This window comes from Aminobacter sp. MDW-2, assembly GCF_014250155.1.
Taxonomy (GTDB): Bacteria; Pseudomonadota; Alphaproteobacteria; order Rhizobiales; family Rhizobiaceae; genus Aminobacter; species Aminobacter ciceronei.
In genome coordinates this window covers 3971047-3995362 of sequence record NZ_CP060197.1, presented here as the reverse complement: position 1 = coordinate 3995362, position 24316 = coordinate 3971047, and the positions used below count along the sequence as shown (strand labels likewise).

The window sequence follows — 24316 nt, the reverse complement described above, 5'->3', positions numbered from 1 at the left end:
GGCAGCACACAGGGATCGGCGAAAGAAAAAAACAATGGCGGAACGATCGCAGAATCTTCAGGATCTTTTCCTGAATTCAGTTCGCAAGAGCAAAAACCCACTCACCATTTTCCTGATTAACGGCGTGAAGTTGACCGGAGTAGTGACCTCCTTCGACAATTTCTGTGTTTTGTTGCGCCGTGACGGGCACTCCCAGCTCGTCTACAAGCATGCCATCTCCACGATCATGCCGAGCCAGCCGGTTCAGATGTTCGATGGCGAGGAAAGCCAGGGCGGCTGATTGGCACGCGACAGGACTGCCGGCGCCAAGGCCGGCGACAGCAATGGACCCGAATCGGTAGGGGGCGATAAGGCCCCCACGCGTGCGGTCGTCATCGTGCCGGTGCTGACGCGCCAGCCTAAGAATGACGACGACAGCGCGCGCCCGCGGTTGCAGCGTTCGGCCGAGGCGCGCCACGACGAGGCGGTCGGGCTTACCCGCGCCATTGATCTCGAACCCGTTCACACCGCGATCGTGACCCTCAACGATCCGCGTCCGGCGACGTTGCTGGGCAGCGGCAAGGTTGAGGAGTTCGCGGCGATCGTGAAGGAGCGCGGGGCGGAACTGGTGATCGTCGACCATCCGCTGACGCCGGTGCAGCAGCGCAACCTCGAAAAAGAGATGCACGCCAAGGTGCTCGACCGCACCGGGCTGATCCTCGAAATCTTCGGCCGGCGCGCCCGTACCAAGGAAGGCACGCTGCAGGTCGAGCTTGCCCACCTCAACTACCAGAAGGGCCGGCTGGTTCGCAGCTGGACCCACCTCGAGCGCCAGCGTGGCGGTGCCGGGTTCCTCGGCGGCCCCGGCGAAACCCAGATCGAATCCGACCGGCGCGCGCTGCAGGAAAAGATCATCAAGCTCAAGCGCGAGCTCGAAACCGTCGTCCGCACCCGCGACCTGCACCGCTCCAAGCGGCGCAAGGTGCCGTTCCCCGTGGTTGCCATCGTCGGTTATACCAATGCCGGCAAGTCGACGCTGTTCAACCGGCTGACCGGTGCCAGCGTGCTGGCCGAGAACATGCTGTTTGCGACGCTGGATCCGACCTTGCGCCGGGTACGGTTACCGCATGGCACGCCGATCATCCTGTCCGACACCGTCGGCTTCATCTCCGACCTGCCGACACACCTGATCGCAGCCTTCCGGGCGACGCTGGAAGAGGTGGTCGAAGCCGATCTCGTCATCCATCTGCGCGACATTTCCGATCCCGATACCGCGGCTCAGGCCGACGACGTCGAGCGTATCCTCTCCGATCTCGGCGTCGATGCGGCCGACACCGACCGGGTCGTCGAGGTCTGGAACAAGATCGACCAGCTCGACGAAGGCAATCGCGAGCGCCTGCTTGCCGACAGCAGTGACGGCCGCAAGACGCCGCCGATTGCCATTTCAGCTGCTACGGGCGAGGGCCTTTCCGCGCTCACCGGCCTGATCGAGCAGCGGGTTTCGGGTGAGCTCGAATCCATCGACGTCACGCTGGAACCGAGCCAGCTCGGCCAGATCGACTGGCTCTATCGCAATGGCGATGTGGTGAAGCGCAAGGACAATGACGACGGCAGCGTGTCGATGACGCTCAAAGCGACCGCCTCGGCGCGCGACGAGATCGCGGCCAAGATTCTCAGGAACAAGCGCTAAGCCTGGCGTGCTCGGGTTTCCTCGCCCCCGTGAAGCGGGGGGAGAGATGGTTCGCGCAGCGAACCAGGGGGCGGCCACGCTGAGCTTGGCCGCAATCCTGTCTAAGCCGGCTACTTCGCCGTCTTGGCCTGCTGCCAGAGCGCTTCCATCTCATCGAGCGTCGCCGCTTCCAGGCTGTGCCCCGCGTCGTCGAGCGCCTTTTCGACATAGTGGAAACGTGTGCGGAACTTGTCATTGGTGCCGCCCAGCGCCGCCTCCGAGTCCAGTTCCAGGTGGCGACCGAGATTGACCAAAGCAAACAGCATATCGCCGAACTCGTCCTTGACCGCTGATTGATCGCCCTTGGCCATGGCCTCGCGCAGCTCGCCGATCTCTTCCTCGATCTTATCGAGGATCGGTGCTGCCTCGCCCCAGTCGAAACCGACGCGTGCCGCTTTTTCCTGCAGCTTCAATGCCCGTGTCAGCGCCGGCAGCGCCACCGGTACACTGTCGAGAAAACCCTTGCCATGATCTTCGGGGTCGAGGCCGCGGGCGATGCGCGCGGCGCGTTTTTCCGCCTTTTCCTCAGCCTTGATCTTTTCCCACATGCCCTTGGCCGAACGGGCTTCCCGCGCCTTGGCGTCGCCGAAGACATGCGGATGCCGGCGGATCATCTTGGTCGTGATGCCTTGCACCACATCGCCGAAGGTGAACTCGCCGGCTTCTTCCGCCATTTGGGCGTGGTAGACGACCTGCAGCAATAGGTCGCCGAGCTCTTCCTTGAGATGGTCGATGTCGTTGCGCGCAATCGCGTCGGCGACCTCATAGGCCTCTTCGATCGTATAGGGTGCGATCGTCGCGAAATTCTGCTCGATGTCCCAGGGGCAGCCGGTTTCCGGCTCGCGCAGGGCGGCCATGATCTCGATCAGGCGGGTGATGTCTTTGGAAGGTTGCATGGGGCGATGCTATAGCCCGGTTGTCGCCCTCCCAACAACGCCCTGTTGCCCGCAGCCCTTGTCCACAAGCAATTCGGCGGCAGGGGCAGGCCGCCGGGCTGCCTGCGAGCCGTTCCGTGCTATTGACCTGACACCAGCGCGCAGGCAGGACAGGCTCATGCTAAACCTATCTCTCGTTGCACTCGGCGGCGCCATCGGGGCCGCACTGCGCCATCTCGCCAACCTTCTGGCGCTCAGGCTGGTCGGGCCGAACTTTCCCTGGGGCACGCTTGCGATCAACGTTGTCGGCTCACTGGCGATGGGGCTGTTCGTCGGTCTGCTGGCCCGCCGCTTCGGCGGCTCGACCGAACTCCGGCTGTTCGTCGCCACGGGCATTCTTGGCGGCTTCACCACCTTTTCAGCCTTTTCGCTCGATTTTGCCACGCTGTGGGAGCGTGGAGCGACGTTTTCGGCCTTCGGTTATGCCTTTGCCAGCGTCATAACAGCCATTCTGGCGCTGTTCCTGGGAATGTGGCTCGCAAGAAGCATCGGCTGATGCTATTGGGCCGCTTCGAAAAGGACGATTGAATTATGGCAGGCGTTGAACAGATCACGGTGGAAGCCGGCGAAACGGGCATGAGGCTCGACCGCTGGTTCAAGGCCCATTATCCGGGGCTCGGCTTCGGCCATCTGCAGAAGCTGCTGCGTTCGGGCCAGATCCGCGTCGATGGCGGCCGCGCCAAGGCTGACACGCGCGTCGAGCCAGGCCAGGTCATCCGCATTCCGCCGCTGGAAGTCGACAAGAAGAGCGACGGCCCGCTGACGGCGCGCACCATGCGCAATCAGGACGATGGCGACGTGCTGGCGCAGATGCTGCTTTACGAAGATCCCAAGGTCTTCGTCTTCAACAAGCCGGCCGGCCTTGCCGTGCAGGGCGGATCGGGCGTCGCCCGCCACGTCGACGACATGCTTGAGGCATGGCGCAACAAGAAGGGCGAGAAGCCGCGCCTGGTCCACCGCCTCGACCGCGACACGTCAGGCGTGCTGGTCGTCGCCCGCACGCGTCTTGCCGCGATGAAGCTTGCAGAGTCCTTCCGCGCCCGCGAAACACAGAAGACCTACTGGGCGCTGGTCAAGGGTGTGCCGCCCAAGCGCGAAGACAAGATCTCGACCTGGCTGATCAAGGAAATGACACCGGACGGCGACCGCATGCGCATCGCCAAGCACGGCGAAAAGGGCGCCGACCATGCCGTTTCTTATTACCGGGTGCTCGAACAGGCGGCGCAGGCGCTTACCTGGCTCGAAATGGAGCCCTATACCGGCCGCACGCACCAGTTGCGCGTGCATGCCGCCCATATCGGCTGCCCGATCATCGGCGATCCCAAATATTTCGAGCACGACACCAATTGGGAATTCCCTGGTGGCATCCAGAACCGTCTGCATCTTCATGCCCGCCGCATCGTCATTCCGCATCCCGACCAGGGCGTGATCGACGTCACAGCGCCGATGCCGCCGCACATGCGCCAGAGCTGGAACCTGATCGGCTTCGACGACGAGAGCGGGGAGCCGGCGTGACGTCTGTTACATCGCCGGAGCGCGACGCAGGCGTCTTGAAGCTCGTCCTGTTCGATTGCGACGGCACGCTGGTCGACAGCGCCGACATCATCCATGCCTCGATGCTGGCCACGTTCCGCGAGGCCGGACTTCCGGAACCCGACAAGGCCGCGACCAAGGGCATCATCGGGCTCACCCTCGACATTGCGATCGCGACCTTGCTTAAGCGCGCACCGGATGCCGAAAGCACAAGGCTTGCAGCGCGTTACAAGGAACACTTCATCGCCTCGCGCCACCTGCCGAGTTTCAAGGAGCCGCTCTATGACGGCATTGGCGAACTGATCGAAGCGCTCGCACGCCGTGATGATGTACTGATCGGCATGGTCACCGGCAAGTCGCGCCGCGGCGTCGAGCGGGTCATGGAAACGCATGGCTTCGGCCGCCATTTCGTGACCATCCGGACCGCCGACGACTGCCCGTCCAAGCCGCATCCGGCGATGGTGCTGGAATGCTGCGCCGAGATGGGTGTCGATCCGGCGTCGACCTTGGTCATTGGTGACGCTGTCTACGACATGCAGATGGCCCGCAATGCCGGTGCCCGCGCCATCGGCGTTGCCTGGGGTTACCACAACCGTGAAGGCCTGTTTGCCACTGGCGCGCACGCCGTCATCGACAGACCTGGGGAACTGCTACCCCTTATCGGCTAGCTGGACCAATTTGCGGTAGCTGCCGTGCGTTAAGGTGCGGCCCGCCGCGCAGTTGGACCCGAGTCCGCTGCGGCCAGCCTGCCTCGCAATGCGGCCCGGCCAGCCCTTGTCCATCAGCATCGCGCTCGGTGAGCGTGGAGGAATTCATGACAGCCGTCACACAGCCATTGGAACGTCGCGACGCGATCGATACGGCAGCCGTCGTGTTCATGCTCATGCTGACCATGTCTTGGGGCATGAACGGTGTGGCGGCCAAGCTGGCGACGTCGGGCTACAACCCGATCTTCCTCAATGTCGCGCGCTCGGGCATAGCCTGCGTGCTGGTCTATCTCTGGTGCCTCTACCGCCGTGTTCCGCTGTTTGCCCGCGACGGCACCTTGTGGGCCGGCATCCTGGCCGGGCTGCTGTTCGGCACCGAGTTCATTCTGGTTTTCGTCAGCCTTGAACACACGACGGTTGCGCGCAACTCGCTCCTGGTCAACACGATGCCGTTCTGGGTTCTGATCGGCGCGCATTTCTGGCTTGGCGAGCGTATGTCGCTGCAAAAGCTGTTCGGCCTGATCCTGGCTTTCGGCGGCGTCGCGGTGGTCTTTGCCGACAAGCTCGGCGATGCCGGCGGTCCGACGCTGTTCGGCGATCTTCTCGCACTCGTCGCCGGACTGCTCTGGGCGCTGACCACGTTGGCAATCAAGGGCACCAAGCTTGCCAGCGCCGGGGCCGAGAAGGTGCTGCTCTACCAGCTTGTCGTCTCAGCGCTCATGGCGATCCCGCTCGTCTCGCTCGCCGGTCCGGCATTCCGCGACGTATCGACGGTCGCCACCGGAGCGTTGCTGTTTCAGGCTGTATATGTCGTCGCCTTCACCTATATTCTGTGGTTCTGGCTGATGCGGCGCTATCCTGCGGCGGGCCTCTCCAGCTTTGCCTTCCTGTCGCCGGCATTCAGCGTGATATGCGGCTGGCTGGTGCTTGGCGAAGCCCTGACCTGGAACATTTTTCTGGCGCTCGGTCTCATCGCGACCGGGCTGATCATTGTAAACCGGCCATCGCGCAGACGTGCGGCCGGAGCGGAGTAAAGATGCGAGAAATCCTGAGCGACCTCGAAACCAGCGACGGCCTGTCCGATCCCGATCCCATCCGCCGCGCCCAGAGCACGTTGCGCAAGCAGCTGCCCAAGCGCTTCTACGAAGCAGCCAGCGTCGCTGCGTTTGAAGAAGGCTATGCCGTCCTGCTCGACGGCAAGTCGGTGCGGACGCCGGGCAGGGCGCTGCTCGCGCTGCCGACGGCGGCTGCGGCACAGCTGGTTGCCGACGAGTTCGTCGCCCAGGTCGAGGTCATCGATCCTTTCACCATGCCGGTGCTGCGCCTGGTCAACACGGCGATCGACGGCGTCGCCACCGATCCGCAGGCGGTGCTCGAGGATATCCTGCGCTTCTCGTCAAGCGACCTGTTGTGCTACCGCGCCGACAGCCCGGAAAAGCTCGTCGAGCGCCAGGCAGAGGCCTGGGATCCGGTCCTGGACTGGGCGCGTGCGTCGCTCGGCGCACGCTTTGTACTGGCCGAGGGCGTCATGCATGTCGAGCAGCCGCGCGAGGCCATCGCAGCGCTTGGCGTGCACCTGTCGCAGCGCACCGAGCCGATGAAGCTCGCGGCCCTGCATGTCATGACCACCCTGACCGGTTCGGCGCTTCTCGCCCTTGCCGTCGAGACCGGCGAATTGACGGTCGAGGAAGCCTGGGCAGCGGCCCATGTCGACGAAGACTGGCAGATCGAGCATTGGGGCCAGGACTCGGAGGCTGTCGCGCGCCGTGCCACCCGCAAGCGCGATATGCTCGCTGCTGTCGCCCTGCTTGAGGCGCTCAAGGCAGCTTAGCCAGCCGGCAAGGCAGATCAGCCCGAGTCTTGGGCAAAATGTCAGCCATGCTGCCGTAGTCTGCCTATTTCTTGAGCAGTTGCTTTTCCGTGCAACCGCCTTCCCTGCTAAGAATCTGGGATTTTCGAGTTGGCACGGGGCTTGCTTTCTCTCTTGTGACACGCCGGCCATCCCAGGGCCGGCAGGCACGACACTGAGAGGATAGCATGACGAAGTACAAGCTCGAGTACATCTGGCTGGACGGTTACGCCCCGGCAGCCAATCTCCGCGGCAAGACCCAGATCAAGGAATTCGCGGAGTTCCCGAAGCTCGAGCAGCTTCCGCTCTGGGGTTTTGACGGCAGCTCGACCCGCCAGGCCGAAGGCAAGAGCTCGGATTGCGTGCTGAAGCCCGTCGCTGTGTATCCCGATCCCGCCCGCAAGAACGGCGTGCTGGTGATGTGCGAAGTGATGATGCCCGATGGCGTCACCCCGCATCCGTCCAATACCCGCGCCACCGTCCTCGACGACGAGGGTGCCTGGTTTGGCTTCGAGCAGGAATATTTCTTCTACAAGGACGGCCGCCCGCTCGGCTTCCCGGAAAACGGTTTCCCGGCGCCGCAGGGTGAGTACTACACTGGCGTCGGTTACAAGAACGTCGGCAGCATTGCCCGCCAGATCGTCGAAGAGCATCTCGACCTCTGCCTCGAGGCCGGCATCAACCATGAAGGCATCAATGCCGAAGTGGCCAAGGGCCAGTGGGAATTCCAGATTTTCGGCAAGGGCTCGAAGAAGGCTGCCGACGAGATGTGGCTTGCCCGTTACCTGCTGCAGCGCCTGACCGAGAAGTACGAAATCGACATCGAGTATCACTGCAAGCCGCTTGGTGACACCGACTGGAACGGCTCGGGCATGCACGCCAACTTCTCGACCGACTACTTGCGCGACGTCGGCGGCAAGGCGTACTTCGAAGCGCTCATGGAGGCCTTCGGCGATGCCCGCGAAGAGCACATTGCCGTCTACGGTCCCGACAACCACCTGCGCCTGACCGGTAAGCACGAGACGGCTTCCATCGACGTCTTCACCTGGGGCGTTGCCGACCGTGGCGCTTCGGTGCGCGTGCCGCACAGCTTCGTGCGCAACGATTATCGTGGTTATCTCGAAGATCGCCGCCCGAACTCGCAGGGCGACCCCTACCAGATCGCCTCGCAGATTCTGAAGACCATCAACTCGGTGCCGACCAGCGTCGAGACCAGGGCTGCTGCCTAATTTCTAGGCAACATATGGGTCGCAAATCAAAAACCCGGGGGCGACCCCGGGTTTTTTGTTCGTGTTTTCTAAGCGTTATCGATGGAAGCTGAAGGTCACGCTGCGTAGCGCTTCAGCGCGTCGACTTCGTCAGCGGCCGGCTTGTGGCCGCGCAGGTAGAGCGCGCAGGTGGTGCGCAGCATCGAGGCAAAGTTCGGAATCTCGCCGTTGATCTCGATCGCCTCGTCATAAAGCTTCGAAATGAATTTCGGCGTCGTCAGCTCCTGGGAGGCGGCTATCTCGTCGAGCAGGTCCCAGAAGGTCGCTTCCAGCTGAATGCTGGTCGAATGTCCGGCGATCCGGATCGACCGGTTGATCTGGCGATAGCCCTTCGGATCCTGTCCGGCAAATACCTTGCACATGTCATTTCTCCCGCTGGCTTGCCCGGGCTGACAGCGCCGGTGCTGGCTCTTGAGCGCCATCATCGACCCAACGGCACGCCATCGCAACCATGCTTTCGTTGCTGACTAGCAAACTATGCTCCTGAAAGCGTGGTAACGGGCTGCCACCACTTGGCTTTGCAGCGATTCATAATCCTCCCGTTCCAACTGCCAGGAGGGCGAATGGCCAAGGCAATCCATTCCATGGTGCGTGTGCTCGACGAAGCGCGCTCGCTGTCATTCTATCACACGGCTTTCGGCCTCGAAATCGCCGACAGGCTCGACTTCGAGACCTTCACGCTGATCTATCTCAGCAATCCCGAGACCGAGTTCGAAGTCGAGCTGACGGTCAACAAGGGCAGGGCCGAGCCCTATGCTCTCGGCGACGGCTACGGCCATCTCGCCGTGTCGGTGGCCGATCTCGACGGCGAGCGCGCCCGCATGCTTGCCGCCGGGCTCAGCCCCAGGGACATCGTCGAGTTTGCGCCGGGCGGTACGCCATTGGCCCGCTTCTTCTTTATCGAGGATCCCGACGGCTACAAGATCGAGGTTTTGCAGAGGGGCGGCCGCTTCAAGTGACATGTCGCGGCGGAGGAGCGCCGTGCCAGCCAAGCGCCGAACGCGCATAGCAAGCAAGGGAGGAAATCATGGTGACGATCTATCAAGGCAGGGCCGGCCTTTCGCGGCGTGAGCTGCTCAAGCGCGGCACAGCCACCGGCGCGCTACTCATCATCAGTGGCTCTGCCGTACTCAGCACCGGCGAGGCCTGGGGGCTCGAAAGCACGGCGCTGAAACCCGAAACCGTGGCGACGCTGATCCAGATGGCGCGCGATGTCTATCCGCACGACCAGGTGCCGGACAAGTTCTACGCCATTGCCATCAAGAGCCATGACGAGCTCGCGGGCAAGGATCCGGCCCACAAGGAGCTGATCGAGAAGGGCATCGCCGATCTCGACCAGAAGGCCGGCGCCGGCGGTTACACCGGCCTTGGATGGGAAGACCAGCGTGTCGCCGTACTCCGGCAGATCGAAAGCACCCCGTTCTTCCAGGCAATCCGCGGCGGACTCGTCGTCGGCCTCTACAACCAGAAGGAGCTGTGGCCGATCTTTGGCTATGAAGGCGAGTCCTACTCCAAGGGCGGATACATCGCGCGCGGCTTCGACGACATCGAGTGGCTCTGATCGGCCCCAGTCGCGAACCCAGCCTTTTCAGCATTCCCGGGAGGAAAACATGCCTGCACCATATGGTCTTAACGACGATAGCGTCGTCGTCATCATCGGCTCCGGCGCCGGTGGCGGCACGCTCGGCAACGAACTCGCCCAGAAGGGTATCGACGTCGTCATTCTCGAAGCCGGCCCGCGCATCGAATATGAGGACTTCATCAACGACGAATGGGATTCTTTCAGCCAGCTCGCCTGGCTCGACAACCGCACGACAGGCGGTGGCTGGCGCGTGCACAAGGATTTTCCCAACCTTCCGGCCTGGATCGTCAAGGCGGTCGGCGGCACCACCACGCACTGGGCCGGCGCCTCGCTGCGCTTCCAGGAGCATGAGTTCAAGACGCTGACCAACTACGGCAAGGTCGAAGGCGCAAACCTGCTCGACTGGCCGATCACGCTCGCCGACCTGGACCCCTATTACGCCAAAGCCGAGGACAAGATGGGCGTCACCCGCACCAACGGCATCGAAGGACTGCCCGGCAACAACAACTTCAAGGTGTTCAAGGCAGGCGCCGATAAGCTCGGCTACAAGGAGTGCCACACCGGTCGCATGGCAATCAACTCCGCCGACCGCGATGGCCGCATGGGATGCCAGCAGACCGGCTTCTGTTTCCAGGGCTGCAAATGGGGCGCCAAGTGGTCGACGCTCTATACCGAAATCCCCAAGGGCGAGGCGACCGGCAAGCTGGAGGTCAGGCCCAACAGCCACGTGCTCAAGATCGAGCACGACGACAGCGGCAAGGTGACTTCGGTCGTCTATGCCGACAAGGACGGCAAGCTGCAGAGCCAGAAGGCGCGCATCGTCTGCGTCGCCGGCAATTCCATCGAAAGCCCACGGATCCTGCTCAACTCGGCATCGTCGAAATTCCCTGACGGCTTGGCCAACTCGTCAGGGCAGGTGGGCAAGAACTACATGCGCCACACCACCGGCTCGGTCTATGCGGTGTTCGACAAGCCGGTGCATTTTTGGCGGGGCACGACCATGGCCGGCATCGTCAGGGACGAGGCGAAGCACGATCCGTCACGCGGTTTCGTCGGTGGCTACGAGCTCGAAACGCTGGCGCTGGGCCTGCCGTTTATGGCGGCATTCCTCGATCCCGGCGGCTGGGGCCGTTCGTTCACCACCGCACTCGACCACTACGACAAGATGGCCGGCATGTGGATCGTCGGCGAGGACATGCCGCAGGAGCAGAATGCGGTGAAGTTGCATGGCGAGCTCAAGGACAAATACGGCATGCCGATCCCCGACGTCTGGTTCACCGACCATCCCAACGACGTCGCCATGCGCAACCATGCCTACAAGCAGGGCATGGCGATGTATGACGCGGTCGGCGCAACCAGAACCTTCCCGACGCCGCCTTATCCCTCGACCCACAATCTCGGCACCAACCGGATGAGCGAGAAGGCGTCCGACGGCGTGGTCAACAAATGGGGCCAGGCGCACGACATCAAGAACCTGTTCGTCTCCGACGGTAGCCAGTTCACCACGGGTGCCGCCGAAAACCCGACGCTGACCATCGTGACCTTGGCGATCCGCCAGGCCGACTACATCGCCGAGCAGATGGGCGCCAAGAGTATCTGATCGTCTGGCGGCGCATCCTCCGCAGTCGCCGAACCTTGCCGGTGACTGCCTCGCCAAACAAAAAAGCCCCGGAGCGATCCGGGGCTTTTTCTCATTGTTTTCCGATGATTACACCGAATAGTACATGTCGTATTCGACCGGGTGCGGGGTCATTTCGAAGCGCATGACCTCGGCCATCTTGAGCTCGATGAACGAGTCGATCTGGTCGTCGTCGAAGACGCCGCCGGCCTTCAGGAAGCCGCGGTCCTTGTCGAGGTTCTGGAGAGCTTCGCGCAGCGAGCCGCAGACGGTCGGGATCTTCTTCAGCTCCTTGGCCGGCAGGTCGTAAAGATCCTTGTCCATCGGCTGGCCGGGATGGATCTTGTTCTTGATGCCGTCGAGGCCGGCCATCAAGAGGGCAGCGAAAGCGAGGTAGGGGTTCGCGCCCGGGTCTGGGAAGCGGACTTCGACGCGCTTGGACTTCGGCGAATTGCCGAACGGAATGCGGCAGGAGGCCGAACGGTTGCGCGCGGAATAGGCGAGCAGGACGGGGGCTTCATAGCCGGGGACCAGGCGCTTGTAGGAGTTGGTGAGCGGGTTGGTGAAGGCATTGATCGCCTTGGCGTGCTTGATGACGCCGCCGATGAAATAGAGGCAGCTTTCCGACAGGCCGGCATATTCGTTGCCGGCGAAGGTCGGCTTGCCATTCTTCCAGATCGACAGGTGGACGTGCATGCCCGAGCCGTTGTCGCCGAAGATCGGCTTCGGCATGAAGGTTGCCGTCTTGCCATAGGCGTTGGCGACCTGGTGCACGACATACTTGTAGATCAGCATCTTGTCGGCGTTGCGGACCAGCGTGTCGAACTTGACGCCGAGCTCATGCTGGGCGGCAGCGACTTCGTGGTGGTGCTTTTCGACGCGCACGCCCATCTCTGTCAGCACCGTCAGCATTTCCGAACGCATGTCCTGGCAGCTGTCGATCGGCGGGACCGGGAAGTAGCCGCCCTTGATGCGCGGACGGTGACCGAGGTTGCCGGTCTCGTAGTCGGTGTCGTCGTTGGACGGCAGTTCGGTCGAGTCGAGCTTGAAGCCGGTGTTGTAGGGATCGGCCTTGTACTTGACGTCGTCGAAGACGAAGAATTCGGCTTCCGGGCCGACATAGACGGTGTCGCCGATGCCTTCGGCCTTGAGGTAGGCCTCAGCCTTCTTGGCGATGCCGCGCGGGTCGCGGTTGTAGGCTTCGCCCGAAACCGGATCGAGAATGTCGCACAGGATGACCATGGTCGACTGGGCGAAGAACGGGTCCATGTGGACCGTATCCAGGTCGGGCATCAGCACCATGTCGGACTCGTTGATGGCCTTCCAGCCGGCGATCGACGAGCCGTCGAACATGACGCCGTCGGCGAACATCTCTTCCTCGACCTCGGCGATGTCCATGGTGACGTGCTGGAGCTTGCCCTTGGGGTCGGTGAAGCGCAGGTCAACGAACTTAACGTCGTTGTCCTTGATCTGCTTCATTACGTCTTTGGCTGTCGTCATGTGGGGTTTTCCTGTCTTGATGACGTTGAAACGAGAATTCTTTGCGAGGTCAGATGGCGTCGACGCCGGTCTCGCCGGTGCGGATGCGAACGACTTCCTCGATGTTGGAGACAAAGATCTTGCCGTCGCCGATGCGGCCGGTCTGGGCCGCCTTGCGGATCGCCTCGATGGCCGCCTCGACCGACTCGTCGCCGAGAACGACTTCGATCTTCACCTTGGGCAGGAAGTCGACGACATATTCGGCGCCGCGATAGAGTTCGGTGTGACCCTTCTGGCGGCCAAAACCCTTGGCTTCGGTGACCGTGATGCCCTGCAGCCCGGCTTCCTGGAGCGCTTCCTTCACTTCGTCGAGCTTGAACGGCTTGATGATCGCTTCGATTTTTTTCATGCGGATATGGCCTCCACTGCCGTAACTCAGGGGTGATGCACCCACTCGCGCAACTTCAAGCACGAAGCGTGCCAAGTCGAGTGGGTGCGGCAACTTTGTTCGGTTTGCCCAGGAGGCAGCCGAAGACGTGGGCGATTGGAGCCGATTTCCAGCGTCGGGTCGAGATGCGCACAAAAATTCATCGTTTTCGCAACGCTGGTGGTGCACAAAAATGCGGCAACATGCCTTCGATTTGTGCGTGGTTGAATTGAGGCATGGCCGTTTGGGCCGAGTGGCTGCGGCGTGCTAACTCGGTAGCAGGATTCATCCGGGATGACTGCCATGGCATTTGAACTGCTGACCCCCAGCGAGATGGCTGAGGCCGACAGGCTGACGATCGCCGCCGGGCCCGTCGACGGCATCGGCCTGATGCGGCGGGCGGGCTGCAGCGTTGCCGATGTGGTGCTCCAGCGGTTTCCCGGTGCGAAGGCCGTCCATGTGCTGTGTGGGCCGGGCAATAATGGCGGCGACGGTTATGTCGCGGCGCGCCTGCTTGCCGAAAGCGGCGTTGCCGTCAGGCTCTTCGCGACCGCTGCGCCGCGCAGCGGCGGCGATGCGGCGCTGGCCGCTGCCGAATGTTCGGTCAAGGTGGAGCCGTTGGCTGCCTTCGCTCCCGAGTCGGGCGCGATCGTCGTCGATGCGCTTTATGGCGCCGGTCTTTCCAAGCCGCTCGACAGTGCGGTGGTCGAGACGATAACACGGACGAATTCGGCCGTTGTTCCGGTGATTTCGGTCGATCTACCCTCCGGCGTGTCGGGTGCTTCCGGCGAGATTTTGGGCAGTGCCTTCCAGGCGACGGTGACCGTGACTTTTGCCCGCAAGAAGCCGGGGCACCTGCTCTATCCCGGGCGTGCGCAGTGCGGCGAGGTGGTGGTTGCCGATATCGGTATTGCCGCGGCCATAGTTGGCGCTACGTCCGTGCGCTGCTTCGAAAACGATCCGGTATGGTGGCGGCGGCATTTTCCGTCGCCGGCGAATGACGCCCACAAATATAGCCGCGGCCATGTCGGCGTCTTTTCCGGTGGTCCGTCGGCCACGGGTGCTGCGCGACTGTCGGCGATGGCGGCAGCACGGGCAGGGGCGGGTGCGGTGACGGTGTTGTCACCTGGAGCGGCACTGGCTGCCAATGCGGCGCACCTGACCTCAATCATCCTGAGGCGTTCCGATACGCTTCAAGATGTGCTGGCCTTCCTCGGCGCACGCAAGCCCGAGGTGCTGGTTTATGGCCCAGGCCTTGGCTCCGAGCCTGAAATCGGGCGTTTTGCGCTGGAGCTGATGTCTGTCGCCGAGGGCCGCTTCGCAGCACTTGTGCTCGATGCCGACGGCATCACCTCGCTTTCGCATCGCCGCGCCGCCTTCTTCGAGGCACGAAAACGCCCGAATGCGCCAGCGCTTGTGTTGACACCGCATCATGGCGAGTTCGGCCGACTGTTTCCCGAGATCGCCGCCGATGCGTCGCTGTCCAAGCTCGAGCGGGCGCGGGTGGCGGCGGCCAAGGCCAATGCCATCATCATATACAAGGGCCCCGACACGGTGATAGCTGTGCCCGACGGGCGTGCTGCGATCAATGCCAATGGCACGCCGCTGCTGGCGACCGCAGGGTCGGGTGACGTGCTGTCCGGCATCGTTGCCGCCCTTCTGGCGCAACGGGTGCCGGCTTTCGAGGCGGCCTGCGCCGCCGTCTGGATTCACGCCGAGGCGGCACGGCGTTTCGGGCCCGGCCTGATCGCTGAGGACCTGCCGCTGGCATTGCGGGAGGTGGTGGCTGCGTTGAGCGGGTGAGGGCGCGCGCTTTCTCCGCGTCGGGCGTGGGCAACCGGGCCGGACTATCCACGCGGATTGGGTGACGGATGGTGACTACGGACTTGGTCAGTTTGGCAGGTGTCGTGCGAAGCAATCCTTTGCTTCGCGTTCCTTCCCCCCTCTGGCCTGCCGGCCATCTCCCCTGCAAGGGTGGAGATCAGTCGCGTCGCCGGCGGCGCCTATGCTGTGATGTCCCAATGTGCAACCATGGCGATTGACTGCGAGGTCAATGACGGCTTGATATCCCCTTTTGCGTGGGAGATGGCCGGCAGGCCAGAGGGGGGGAAGGATCGCGACAAAGGTGAAATGCGCTCAACGCTCCGTAGGCAGGGTGGTGGAGAGGACGTGATCAGGCGTTGGTGCCGCCGTCGATCGTCAGCGCTGCACCCGTGACGAAGCGGGATTGCGGGCCGGCCAGCCAGGTTACAAGGCCGGCGATGTCGTCGGGCAAGCCGAATTGCGGGATTGCCATCAGGCTGCGCTGGTAGTCGGCGACGTCGCCCTCGGCGGGGTTCATATCGGTTTCGGTCGAGCCGGGATGCACGACATTGACGGTGATGCCGCGCGGGCCGAGGTCGCGCGCGAGGCCCTTGGTCAGGCCGACAAGCGCTGCCTTGCTGGCCGAATAGAGCGCGATGCCCTCGAAGGGAACACGGTCAGCCAGGTTGCTGCCGATCGAGATGATCCGACCGCCGTCATGCATGACGCCGGCCGCTGCCTTCGAGGCGATGAAGGGGGCGCGGAAATTGACCGACATCACTTCGTCGAGCTGTTCCAGCGAAACCGTGTCGATGGGGCCGTGGTGCCAGATGCCGGCGCTGTTGACCAGGATGTCGAGACGGCCGAACGCCGCGATGGTGGCAGTCACCGCCGCTTCGACGGCTGCGGCATCGGCATTGTCGGCCTGGATCGCCAGGCCACGCCGCCCAAGGGCTTCGACCTGCCCGACGACGGCCTCGGCCTTTTCCGCAGAGCGGACATAGGTCAGGGCGACGTCGGCGCCTGATGTGGCGAGCTGGACGGCAATGGCAGCACCGATGCCACGGCTGCCGCCGGTCACCAGGGCGACCTTGCCGGCCAGTTCCAGACCGGACAGTTTGAGCCCGGAGTGTTGTTTCGTATCGCTGAGGGAGGACATGATTTATCTTTCTGTATTGAACGATACAAAATAGATGGCAGCCTTGCGCAAGGGCGTCAAGAACATTATGTATCGTTCATAACAGAAAGGTTTGAGATGTCTCGGAAGGGTCGTCCACGCAGCTTCGACCGCGATGCAGCGTTGCGGCAGGCAATGCGCGTGTTCTGGAAAAAGGGCTATGACGGGGCGTCGCTGGCGGAGCTGACGACGGCAATGGGCATCAATTCGCCCAGCCTTTACGCGGCTTTCGGCAGCAAGGAAGCGTTGTTTCGCGAGGCTGTCGATCTCTATGGGGCTACCGAAGGTGTTGATATCTGGGGCGCCTTCGAGCGCCCCGGCAGTGCCAGGGAGGCGATCAGCGATTTTCTGCGTGCGTCGGCGCGGGCGTTCAGCGAACCTGGCGATCCCAGGGGGTGCCTTATCGTGCTGGGCGCACTCAATGTCAGCGAAACCAATGCCGAGGTGTTCCGCGATCTCAGCGAACGCCGCATGTCGAGCGCGCGCGACTTGGCCGGCCGCCTGAAACAGGCCGTGGCTGCGGGCGAACTGCCCGAGTCCGCCGATTGTGACGCGATTTCGGCGTTTTACCTTGCCGTGCAGCAAGGCATGTCGGTGCAGGCCCGCGATGGCGCCTCACGTGCGGCGCTGCTGGCCATTGCCGATGGGGCGATGGCCGCCTGGGATGCGCTGACGGCTGGTTCCGGACGCAACGCCGGAGCTTGATCAAAGCCTTTCTGGAAAACTGCGGCGGCTCTCCTGGAGTGCGCTAGCCGTTGATCCTGTTCATGAACGCCATGGCGCCGAAGGGCGCGCGGACCTTGCCCTCGGTGATGAAGTAGACGAACACGTCGCGCGGCTTGACCGGCGCCTCGGTGCCTGGATCGGCACGGGGCAGGTCGGCAGGTGTGCCGCCGTCAGCCCAGACCTTGGCGCGTTCGGCCCACACATCAAGTGCCTCCGACGTGTAGCAATCGTGATTGTCGTCGCTGCCGGTCTGCAGCCGCGCATAGACAAAATCGCCGGTGATGTCGGCAATTGCCGGATATTTGGCGTGGTCGGCATACACGATGGCGACGTCATGCTTCCGGGCCAGCGCGGCGAACTCGGGCACGATGAAGGAATCATGGCGCACCTCGACCGCATGGCGCAGTTTCACGCCATCTTGCTTTTCAGGCAAAAGCTTGAGGAAGGCGCCGAAGTCGGCTTCGTCGAATTTCTTGGTCGGCGCAAACTGCCACAGGATCGGGCCGAGCTTGTCGCCAAGTGCGGCAACGCCGGAGCCGAGAAACCGCGTCATTGATTCGCCAGCCTCACCAAGTACGCGGCGGTTGGTGACGAAGCGGTTGCCCTTGAGCGCGTAGACGAAACCATCAGGGGCCTCGCTGGCCCATTTCAGGAAGGTCGGTTCGTTGAAGGATGAATAATAGGTACCGTTGACCTCGATCGTCGGCACGTGGCTGCTGGCGAATTGTAGCTGCTTGGCCTTGGACAACTTTTCCGGGTAGAACGTGCCCTCCCAGGGCTCAAACGTCCAGCCGCCCATGCCTGCCCGGATGTTTCCAGTCATCGATCTATCCCTTCTCAGTCGCTGCGGTCTCTTCTAGCGGAAGGCAGAGGAGCGTCAAAGCCGCGAACGATGTCTTGGGCAAGCATCCTGACAGCAACTTGCGCGAAGGCCGAGGCCGGCAGGCAATATATCGCGCGGAACCGGTGTGAGATTTACTGTTTGTCGGAGGGTAGCCGGCTAGCGAAGCTCATACAAACACAAACATGTCTGAGCCTTCATGTCGACGATTCCAGGGACGCGGGCCGCTTCGCCCTACGGGGTGGTGCGGATGGGCATGATCGCCCTGGCCGGGGCAACCATCGTGTCGCTGATAGCCTGCGATTTCGCGGTCAACGACCGTGACCTGCTGGCCAAGGACCGTCTCGACTGGACGATGTTCGGGCTGATCAGGCCATTCGTCGCCCTGGTCTCTGCCTGCCTGCTGGTCGCGGCGCTGTATCAGCCTGATCATGCGCGATCGCCTTTGGATGACGGCCAGGCGCTGCTGCTGCTCGGTGCATCCTACCTGATGGCCGGTGCACTGCTGGCCGCGGCGATTGCGGTTGCCGCTGTGCCGCCGGTTCTCAACGAGACGGTGCGGGAAGGGCAGGTGCTGAGCATCCTGATTGAGGTGGTTTTCATCGGCGCATTGGTTGCGCTCGGGGCCGCAGCCTGGCGCGACCGCCGCAACCGCGCCAGGGTGCTGCGGCGCATGACCTTTTCCACGCCCAGGCCGCCTTCTCGGCCTCGGTCAGGACGGCATCGAAGCTGCGGTCGTTCTTGAGTCATCGCTCCCTCCCAGGTCGAAAAGATGGCGACCAACAGGCGTATCGTAGATGGCTGAGCCCTGGCCTTAGAACACAGCAAAAACCGATTGCAAAACAAGATCGGTCAAATTATCTTCGAACCGGTTGCATAATGCAATCGGAGTGATGGGGTGGGAGTGGCATGGCCGCGTTCGCGATGAGGAGGGCCGCGTCGACCACGCGGCGTTTCAGCCAAGCCATGCGCCCGCGCGCGACATCATTGGGGGGCATGCACGACCTGAACGGCTGCCTGGAACATGTCGAAGGAGAAGAAGGATGACCGCCCACGCCTCGATCACCATCACGCCAATCCTCGTTGCCGAGTTGAGCGTCGAGGGCGAGTGGATGCCAGTCTATGTACATGTCATCGACCATCCCGAAGCGCGCATTCTGGTCGACACCGGCATGACGGACCTGCACCCGACCTTGGTGGCGGCCTTCAATCCCCGTCTCCATCCGCTGGACAAGCAGGACTTCGACACCGCCGGCATCGATATCGTCGTCAATACACACCTGCACGCCGACCATTGCGGCGGAAACCACCTCTTCGCCGGCAAGCCGATCTATGTCCAGCGTCGCGAGCTCGACGACGCGCGTAGCGACGAGAACGAATACCCAATGCGCGAGTGGGTCGACGCGCCCGGCGTGCAGTATGTACAGATCGACGGCGAATTCGAGCTGCTTGCCGGGCTCCGGCTCGTCCCGGCGCCGGGCCACACAGCCGGCATGCAGGTCGTCGTCATTGAGACTGGTGGGCGCCCGATCGTCGTTGGCGGCGACGTAGCGGTCTGGTTCGGCGAGCTGGATGAGCCGTACAGCGAAGGTCAGTTGCGGGTGCTCGCGCTCGACCCCGAACTGGTTTGGCTCACGCACGAACACGAGCCGTGGCGCCCACGCATCGCATAGACCCTCCGGCATCCTGCTGCCGGGCTGCGTCAACTTGACTGAGCAAGCGCCTCCCTGGCGCCTGCCAATCGCTACTCCGCCGCCTCCTGCTTGCCGCGCGGGCGGCGTTCCAGCAGTTCCTTGAGGAACTGGCCGGTGTAGCTGCGCGGTTCGGCGACGATGTCTTCGGGCCTGCCCGAAGCGACGAGTTCGCCGCCGCCGTCGCCGCCTTCGGGGCCGAGGTCGAGCACCCAGTCGGCGGTCTTGATCACCTCGAGGTTGTGCTCGATGACGATCACCGTGTTGCCCTGGTCGACGAGCTCGTGCAGCACCTCGAGCAGCTTGGCGACATCGTGGAAGTGCAGGCCTGTGGTCGGTTCGTCCAGGATGTAGAGCGTTTTGCCGGTGGCCTTGCGCGACAGCTCCTTGGCCAGCTTGATGCGCTGGGCTTCGCCGCCGGACAGCGTGTTGGCCTGCTGGCCGATGTGGATGTAGCCGAGGCCGACCTGGTTGAGCGTCATCAGCTTGTCACGCACCACGGGAACGGCAGCGAAGAATTCGACACCTTCCTCGACCGTCATGTCGAGCACGTCGGCGATCGACTTGCCCTTGAACAACACGTCGAGCGTTTCGCGATTGTAGCGCTTGCCGTGGCAGACGTCGCAGGTGACATAGACGTCGGGCAGGAAGTGCATCTCGATCTTGATGACGCCGTCGCCTTGGCAGGCTTCGCAGCGGCCACCCTTGACGTTGAACGAAAACCGGCCGGGCTGGTATCCGCGCGCCTTGGCTTCCGGCAGGCCGGCGAACCAGTCGCGGATCGGCGTGAAGGCTCCGGTGTAGGTGGCCGGGTTGGAGCGTGGCGTGCGGCCGATGGGCGACTGGTCGATGTCGATGACCTTGTCGAGGAATTCGAGGCCCTCGATGCGGTCGTGCTCGGCTGGATGCTCGCGCGAGCCCATGATGCGGCGCGACGCTGCCTTGAACAGGGTCTCGATGAGGAAGGTCGACTTGCCGCCGCCCGACACGCCGGTCACGGCGGTGAAGGTGCCCAGCGGGATCTCGGCGCTGACATTCTTGAGATTGTTGCCACGCGCGCCGACGACCTTGATGCGCCTGTTTTTCTTCAATTCGCGGCGCTGGGCCGGAACCGCGATCTCGAGTTCGCCCGACAGATACTTGCCGGTGATCGAGTTGGGGTTGGCCATGACCTGCTGCGGCGTGCCTTCGGCGATGATCTGGCCGCCATGGATGCCGGCGGCCGGGCCCATGTCGACGACATAGTCGGCGGTCAGCACCGCGTCCTCGTCATGCTCGACGACGATGACGGTGTTGCCGATGTCCCTGAGGTGACGCAGCGTGTCGAGCAGGCGGGCATTGTCGCGCTGGTGCAGGCCGATGGACGGCTCGTCGAGCACGTAGAGCACGCCGGTCAGCCCCGAGCCGATCTGCGAGGCCAGCCTGATGCGCTGGCTTTCGCCGCCCGACAGCGTGCCGGAATTGCGCGACAGCGTCAGATATTCGAGGCCGACGTCGTTGAGGAAGCGCAGGCGTTCGCGGATTTCCTTGAGCACGCGGACGGCGATCTCGTTCTGCTTGTCGTTGAGCAGGGCCGGCAATTCCTCGAACCAGGCATTGGCCTTGCGGATCGACTGCTCGGTGACTTCGCCGATGTGCTTGCCGCCGACCTTGACCGCCAATGCTTCCGGTTTGAGGCGGTAGCCGGCGCAGGTCGGGCAGGGCGTGGCCGACATGAAGCGCTCGATCTCCTCGCGCATCCAGGCGGATTCGGTTTCCTTCCAGCGGCGCTCGAGATTGGGGATCACGCCCTCGAAGGTCTTGGTCGTCTTGTAGGAGCGCAGGCCGTCGTCATAATTGAAGGTGATTTCCTTCGAGCCCGTGCCGCGCAGGATGGCCTCCTGCGCCTCAGTCGAAAGGTCGCGCCAGCGGTCGCCGATCTTGAAGCCATAGACCTTGCCGAGCGCTTCCAGTGTCTGGGTGTAGTAGGGCGAGGTCGACTTGGCCCAGGGCGCAACCGCACCCTCGCGCAGTGAAACATGCTCTTCCGGCACGACGAGCGCCGGGTCGATGGCGCGCTGGTTGCCGAGGCCGTCGCAGGCCGGGCAGGCGCCGAACGGGTTGTTGAAGGAGAACAGACGCGGCTCGATCTCCGGGATGGTGAAGCCCGAGACCGGACAGGCGAATTTCTCCGAGAACAGAATGCGTTCGTGGGTTTCGTTGGCGGACTTGTTGATCGCGTCGGCGCCGGTCTGGCTGGCATCGAGCGGCTTGTCGGCGAATTCGGCGACCGCCAGGCCCTCGGCCAGCTTGAGCGCGGTTTCGATCGAGTCGGCCAGACGCGTGGCGAGGTCGGGGCGGACGACGATGCGGTCGACGACGACATCGATGTCGTGCTTGTACTTCTTGTCGAGAACGGGCGCTTCGGCGATCTCGTAGAAGGCGCCGTCGATCTTGACGCGCTGGAAACCCTTCTTCTGGAGCTCGGCGAGCTCCTTCTTGTACTCACCCTTGCGGCCGCGGACGATGGGCGCCAGGATGAACAGTCGGGTGCCTTCGTCGACCGCCAGCACGCGGTCGACCATCTGGCTGACAGTCTGGCTCTCGATCGGCAGGCCGGTCGCCGGCGAATAGGGCACGCCGACGCGCGCGAACAAGAGGCGCATGTAGTCGTAGATCTCGGTGACCGTGCCGACCGTCGAACGCGGATTCTTCGACGTCGTCTTCTGCTCGATCGAGATCGCCGGTGACAGGCCGTCGATCTGGTCGACGTCGGGCTTCTGCATCATCTCGAGGAACTGGCGGGCATAGGCCGACAGGCTCTCGACATAGCGGCGCTGGCCCTCGGCATAGATGGTGTCGAAGGCGAGGGAGGATTTGCCCGAGCCGGACAGGCCGGTCATGACAATCAGCTTGTCGCGCGGCAGGTCGAGATCGACGTTCTTGAGATTGTGTTCGCGCGCACCGCGAATGGAAATGTACTTGTGATCGGCCATTGCCGCGCCGCCGCCTCAAATCTGGAATTGCTTGGAGTGGCGGGCGAGCCCAACCATCCCCCTCATGTAGGTAATTTCGCCGCCCGGTCGAGAGGGGCGGCAACCAAACGCGTTTAAGCGCCTTTGGCGCGCAGGGGCAAGTGGAAAGAACAAAGGCCGAACGCGCTCCTGACAACGTTATGGCAGGAGCATCACGCGAATCCGAGGCCGCGAAAGCCGACTTCGATCACATTTTTCCCGACTAACAATGTTGTGGTTGACGTGAGGGAATCAGGGATGCAGAGTGCCTGTGTCGCCTGAGGCCGAGCCTCCTTGAGGGCTCCTCACCATGCTACGGTCGGTCTGCGAGACGCCGCAGACACGCGAGTTGAGCAGCGGGCGAACACATGGCGCAACTGACGTAGGAGCAGAGCATGACTCCACCGGACAGTCCCAAAGGGTTCCGCTAGCAGGACGGAACCACAGCAGGCGCAGGTGCCTGGCTTTCCCTAGCGAAAAGCCTCACGCAAACCCCGACCTGTTGTTCCCTCAGACAATTTGAAACCATGGTCGGATCGTTGGCTGTGAGCCACGAAGCATCCGAGAGAGCAAAGCCGGTAAACCGTTCCCGGCAGGCAAGGGTATAACCCGACAACAGGCCCCGTGCGCTCCTGGTAGCGGCGGGGCCAACTTTTTTGGGCCCGCCTGTCCCTGGGCTGCGCCTGTCCCTGGTCTGTTTGTCGCTGCCGATTCCGGGCTCGATTTTCCAAAGCATGCGAGGTGCTGAAACTCCGCTTGTACAACCCTTGCACAATCGCCTGATCGTTCCGACCTAGCATTGAGGCCGCCAGCACGGCCGAGCGGGGGAACAATCGTGACTGTTGACCGGACCAGGCTGATCGGACTTTTGGGCGGGATGAGTTGGGAGTCCAGCGCGCTCTATTACCGGCTGATAAATCAGGCGGCACATGCCAGGATGGGCGGGCATCACAATGCTCGCTCGCTGATGTTCACGCTCGATTTCGACGAACTCAATCGGCTGGCAGCCGAAGGCGACTGGATGCGGGTTGCAGCGGTGATCTCGGAGGCGGCGCGCAGCCTTGAAAAGGCGGGAGCCGCCTTCGCCATGCTGACAGCGGTGACGCCGCACACGGTTGCCGATCAGGTGGCCGGCGCGATCGGCATTCCGCTGCTGCACATCGCCGACCCAACCGGCGAAGCGATCCGTGCCGCCGGCATCAAGCGCGTCGGGCTGCTCGGAACGCGCTACACGATGGAACTCGGGTTCTTCGCCGAGCGGCTGCAGCAGCGTTTTGGCATCGAGGTGATCGTGCCATCGGAGGAACAGCGCACGGCACTGCATCGCATCATCATCGACGAACTGACGCTCGGCTTGGTGAAGCCGGTGTCGGCCGCGGTGCTGCAGCAACTGGCCGGCGATCTCGGCGCGCGCGGGGCAGAAGCCGCCGTCGTCGCCTGCACCGAACTGCCGCTGCTGCTCGGTATGGATGCCTATCCGATGCCGGCATTCGACGTGGTCAAGCTGCATGCCGAGGCGGCGGTGGAGCTGGCACTGGCGGGGTGAGGGAGCGTCTGGGCGCTTGGCAACCGACAGCGAGGAGTGGTCGGAGGCGATCTGCCAGGCGTGGTACGGCAATGTGCTGTGGGAGGCATTCCTGGCGGGCAGCAGGAGTATTAGGCGAGCGCCGCAGCGCACCGCCATGCCTGCTGGGCAGGGCGTGGAGTTCCGACTGTACCGCCGCTGCTGTTACGATCCGGCCGCGATAAGGGCCATCACCTCGTCGGGCGTCTCCATGACCTGCCAGGGGTAGGGCCTGTCGCCGCCGGAGCGGACCTGCACCACTGCCTTGCCGGTGTTCGGACTGCTCGTGCCGGCGGCCACGCCGACGATGTCGGCGATGCGGATGTAGGATGTTGCCCCCGAGGGCGAAACCGCCGTGACCTTGATGAAACCCATGCCCTGCCTCTCTCCGTTTTCCGCTGCAAATAAGAGCAGG

Annotated in this window: 24 protein-coding genes; 16 read left to right on the top strand and 8 right to left on the bottom strand. The window is 63.2% G+C overall.

Features of this window, described 5'->3' with window-relative positions; genetic code table 11:
* The first annotated feature begins 34 nt into the window (after positions 1-34).
* Positions 35-280, top strand: coding sequence for an RNA chaperone Hfq (hfq, locus tag H5P29_RS19735; protein ID WP_018428055.1), 246 nt, complete (start codon positions 35-37; stop codon positions 278-280).
* Positions 281-1669 carry a GTPase HflX gene (gene hflX, locus H5P29_RS19730; protein ID WP_067962308.1) on the top strand — a complete coding sequence of 463 codons (1389 nt, stop codon included), beginning with the start codon at positions 281-283 and terminating at the stop codon, positions 1667-1669.
* A gap of 110 nt (positions 1670-1779) precedes the next feature.
* Here the strand turns inward: hflX and mazG are convergent, their stop codons facing one another.
* Positions 1780-2604: a nucleoside triphosphate pyrophosphohydrolase gene (gene mazG, locus H5P29_RS19725; protein ID WP_067962306.1), complete on the bottom strand. Its 825-nt coding sequence runs from the start codon at positions 2602-2604 to the stop codon at positions 1780-1782.
* Between the two features lie 157 nt (positions 2605-2761).
* On the opposite strand from mazG, the gene crcB reads away from it, so the two are divergent.
* The 6 genes from crcB (at position 2762) to H5P29_RS19695 (ending at position 7961) form a co-directional block, all read left to right on the top strand.
* Positions 2762-3139, top strand: coding sequence for a fluoride efflux transporter CrcB (gene crcB / locus H5P29_RS19720; RefSeq protein WP_067962305.1), 378 nt, complete (start codon positions 2762-2764; stop codon positions 3137-3139).
* A gap of 35 nt (positions 3140-3174) precedes the next feature.
* Complete coding sequence (locus tag H5P29_RS19715) at positions 3175-4158, top strand: RluA family pseudouridine synthase (RefSeq protein ID WP_067962303.1); 984 nt, start codon at positions 3175-3177, stop codon at positions 4156-4158.
* A gap of 35 nt (positions 4159-4193) precedes the next feature.
* Complete coding sequence (locus H5P29_RS19710; RefSeq protein ID WP_067966594.1) at positions 4194-4844, top strand: HAD family hydrolase; 651 nt, start codon at positions 4194-4196, stop codon at positions 4842-4844.
* 146 nt (positions 4845-4990) lie between these two features.
* Positions 4991-5917 carry a DMT family transporter gene (locus tag H5P29_RS19705; RefSeq protein WP_067962302.1) on the top strand — a complete coding sequence of 309 codons (927 nt, stop codon included), beginning with the start codon at positions 4991-4993 and terminating at the stop codon, positions 5915-5917.
* Between the two features lie 2 nt (positions 5918-5919).
* Positions 5920-6714, top strand: a complete 795-nt coding sequence (locus tag H5P29_RS19700) for an ATP12 family chaperone protein (RefSeq protein WP_067962301.1) — start codon at positions 5920-5922, stop codon at positions 6712-6714.
* Between the two features lie 206 nt (positions 6715-6920).
* A complete protein-coding gene (locus H5P29_RS19695) occupies positions 6921-7961 on the top strand; it encodes a glutamine synthetase beta-grasp domain-containing protein (RefSeq protein ID WP_067962299.1) in 1041 nt (346 codons plus the stop codon).
* A 95-nt stretch (positions 7962-8056) separates the two neighbouring features.
* On the opposite strand, the gene H5P29_RS19690 is transcribed toward H5P29_RS19695, so the two are convergent.
* Positions 8057-8362 carry a ribbon-helix-helix domain-containing protein gene (locus tag H5P29_RS19690; RefSeq protein ID WP_067962295.1) on the bottom strand — a complete coding sequence of 102 codons (306 nt, stop codon included), beginning with the start codon at positions 8360-8362 and terminating at the stop codon, positions 8057-8059.
* Positions 8363-8563: 201 nt separating this feature from the next.
* Here H5P29_RS19690 and H5P29_RS19685 point away from each other — a divergent pair, with 201 nt between their 5' ends.
* From H5P29_RS19685 to H5P29_RS19675, 3 genes are all read left to right on the top strand, one after another.
* Positions 8564-8959, top strand: coding sequence for a VOC family protein (locus tag H5P29_RS19685; protein WP_067962290.1), 396 nt, complete (start codon positions 8564-8566; stop codon positions 8957-8959).
* A gap of 68 nt (positions 8960-9027) precedes the next feature.
* Entirely contained in the window at positions 9028-9561 is a 534-nt protein-coding gene (locus H5P29_RS19680; RefSeq protein WP_067962289.1) for a Twin-arginine translocation pathway signal, read from the top strand.
* A 49-nt stretch (positions 9562-9610) separates the two neighbouring features.
* Positions 9611-11182, top strand: a complete 1572-nt coding sequence (locus H5P29_RS19675; protein WP_154387066.1) for a GMC family oxidoreductase — start codon at positions 9611-9613, stop codon at positions 11180-11182.
* Positions 11183-11290: 108 nt separating this feature from the next.
* Here the strand turns inward: H5P29_RS19675 and glnA are convergent, their stop codons facing one another.
* Together glnA and H5P29_RS19665 are read right to left on the bottom strand one after the other, a co-directional pair.
* Positions 11291-12700 (bottom strand): type I glutamate--ammonia ligase, encoded by a 1410-nt coding sequence (gene glnA / locus H5P29_RS19670; protein WP_154387065.1) that lies wholly within the window; start codon positions 12698-12700, stop codon positions 11291-11293.
* Between the two features lie 49 nt (positions 12701-12749).
* On the bottom strand, positions 12750-13088 hold the full coding sequence (locus H5P29_RS19665) for a P-II family nitrogen regulator (protein WP_055976860.1): 339 nt from the start codon (positions 13086-13088) through the stop codon (positions 12750-12752).
* Positions 13089-13409: 321 nt separating this feature from the next.
* Here H5P29_RS19665 and H5P29_RS19660 point away from each other — a divergent pair, with 321 nt between their 5' ends.
* Complete coding sequence (locus H5P29_RS19660) at positions 13410-14909, top strand: NAD(P)H-hydrate dehydratase (protein WP_154387064.1); 1500 nt, start codon at positions 13410-13412, stop codon at positions 14907-14909.
* A gap of 370 nt (positions 14910-15279) precedes the next feature.
* Here the strand turns inward: H5P29_RS19660 and H5P29_RS19655 are convergent, their stop codons facing one another.
* Positions 15280-16026 carry an SDR family NAD(P)-dependent oxidoreductase gene (locus H5P29_RS19655; protein WP_067966585.1) on the bottom strand — a complete coding sequence of 249 codons (747 nt, stop codon included), beginning with the start codon at positions 16024-16026 and terminating at the stop codon, positions 15280-15282.
* Positions 16027-16164: 138 nt separating this feature from the next.
* Here H5P29_RS19655 and H5P29_RS19650 point away from each other — a divergent pair, with 138 nt between their 5' ends.
* Positions 16165-16791, top strand: a complete 627-nt coding sequence (locus tag H5P29_RS19650) for a TetR/AcrR family transcriptional regulator (protein ID WP_154387073.1) — start codon at positions 16165-16167, stop codon at positions 16789-16791.
* Between the two features lie 43 nt (positions 16792-16834).
* Here the strand turns inward: H5P29_RS19650 and H5P29_RS19645 are convergent, their stop codons facing one another.
* Positions 16835-17635 (bottom strand): DUF72 domain-containing protein, encoded by an 801-nt coding sequence (locus H5P29_RS19645; protein WP_154387063.1) that lies wholly within the window; start codon positions 17633-17635, stop codon positions 16835-16837.
* A 268-nt stretch (positions 17636-17903) separates the two neighbouring features.
* On the opposite strand from H5P29_RS19645, the gene H5P29_RS19640 reads away from it, so the two are divergent.
* Both H5P29_RS19640 and H5P29_RS19635 read left to right on the top strand, forming a co-directional pair.
* Positions 17904-18398: a hypothetical protein gene (locus H5P29_RS19640; RefSeq protein WP_154387062.1), complete on the top strand. Its 495-nt coding sequence runs from the start codon at positions 17904-17906 to the stop codon at positions 18396-18398.
* 298 nt (positions 18399-18696) lie between these two features.
* On the top strand, positions 18697-19326 hold the full coding sequence (locus H5P29_RS19635) for an MBL fold metallo-hydrolase (protein WP_154387061.1): 630 nt from the start codon (positions 18697-18699) through the stop codon (positions 19324-19326).
* A 71-nt stretch (positions 19327-19397) separates the two neighbouring features.
* Here the strand turns inward: H5P29_RS19635 and uvrA are convergent, their stop codons facing one another.
* On the bottom strand, positions 19398-22319 hold the full coding sequence (uvrA, locus tag H5P29_RS19630) for an excinuclease ABC subunit UvrA (protein ID WP_067962280.1): 2922 nt from the start codon (positions 22317-22319) through the stop codon (positions 19398-19400).
* Positions 22320-23172: 853 nt separating this feature from the next.
* Between uvrA and H5P29_RS19625 the strand changes: the two genes are divergently transcribed.
* Entirely contained in the window at positions 23173-23883 is a 711-nt protein-coding gene (locus H5P29_RS19625; RefSeq protein WP_246765287.1) for an aspartate/glutamate racemase family protein, read from the top strand.
* 183 nt (positions 23884-24066) lie between these two features.
* On the opposite strand, the gene H5P29_RS19620 is transcribed toward H5P29_RS19625, so the two are convergent.
* Entirely contained in the window at positions 24067-24276 is a 210-nt protein-coding gene (locus tag H5P29_RS19620; protein WP_154387060.1) for a hypothetical protein, read from the bottom strand.
* Between the last annotated feature and the right edge of the window lie 40 nt (positions 24277-24316).

Coding starts and splice junctions, on each gene's coding strand:
- H5P29_RS19660 (WP_154387064.1), top strand. CDS start 13,410: ATGGCATTTGAACTGCTGACCCCCAGCGAGATGGCTGAGGCCGACAGG.
- H5P29_RS19645 (WP_154387063.1), bottom strand. CDS start 17,635: ATGACTGGAAACATCCGGGCAGGCATGGGCGGCTGGACGTTTGAGCCC.
- crcB (WP_067962305.1), top strand. CDS start 2,762: ATGCTAAACCTATCTCTCGTTGCACTCGGCGGCGCCATCGGGGCCGCA.
- H5P29_RS19705 (WP_067962302.1), top strand. CDS start 4,991: ATGACAGCCGTCACACAGCCATTGGAACGTCGCGACGCGATCGATACG.
- H5P29_RS19695 (WP_067962299.1), top strand. CDS start 6,921: ATGACGAAGTACAAGCTCGAGTACATCTGGCTGGACGGTTACGCCCCG.
- mazG (WP_067962306.1), bottom strand. CDS start 2,604: ATGCAACCTTCCAAAGACATCACCCGCCTGATCGAGATCATGGCCGCC.
- H5P29_RS19675 (WP_154387066.1), top strand. CDS start 9,611: ATGCCTGCACCATATGGTCTTAACGACGATAGCGTCGTCGTCATCATC.
- H5P29_RS19650 (WP_154387073.1), top strand. CDS start 16,165: ATGTCTCGGAAGGGTCGTCCACGCAGCTTCGACCGCGATGCAGCGTTG.
- H5P29_RS19635 (WP_154387061.1), top strand. CDS start 18,697: ATGACCGCCCACGCCTCGATCACCATCACGCCAATCCTCGTTGCCGAG.
- H5P29_RS19715 (WP_067962303.1), top strand. CDS start 3,175: ATGGCAGGCGTTGAACAGATCACGGTGGAAGCCGGCGAAACGGGCATG.
- H5P29_RS19685 (WP_067962290.1), top strand. CDS start 8,564: ATGGCCAAGGCAATCCATTCCATGGTGCGTGTGCTCGACGAAGCGCGC.
- glnA (WP_154387065.1), bottom strand. CDS start 12,700: ATGACGACAGCCAAAGACGTAATGAAGCAGATCAAGGACAACGACGTT.
- uvrA (WP_067962280.1), bottom strand. CDS start 22,319: ATGGCCGATCACAAGTACATTTCCATTCGCGGTGCGCGCGAACACAAT.
- H5P29_RS19665 (WP_055976860.1), bottom strand. CDS start 13,088: ATGAAAAAAATCGAAGCGATCATCAAGCCGTTCAAGCTCGACGAAGTG.
- H5P29_RS19690 (WP_067962295.1), bottom strand. CDS start 8,362: ATGTGCAAGGTATTTGCCGGACAGGATCCGAAGGGCTATCGCCAGATC.
- H5P29_RS19620 (WP_154387060.1), bottom strand. CDS start 24,276: ATGGGTTTCATCAAGGTCACGGCGGTTTCGCCCTCGGGGGCAACATCC.
- hfq (WP_018428055.1), top strand. CDS start 35: ATGGCGGAACGATCGCAGAATCTTCAGGATCTTTTCCTGAATTCAGTT.
- H5P29_RS19640 (WP_154387062.1), top strand. CDS start 17,904: ATGGGCATGATCGCCCTGGCCGGGGCAACCATCGTGTCGCTGATAGCC.
- H5P29_RS19680 (WP_067962289.1), top strand. CDS start 9,028: ATGGTGACGATCTATCAAGGCAGGGCCGGCCTTTCGCGGCGTGAGCTG.
- H5P29_RS19700 (WP_067962301.1), top strand. CDS start 5,920: ATGCGAGAAATCCTGAGCGACCTCGAAACCAGCGACGGCCTGTCCGAT.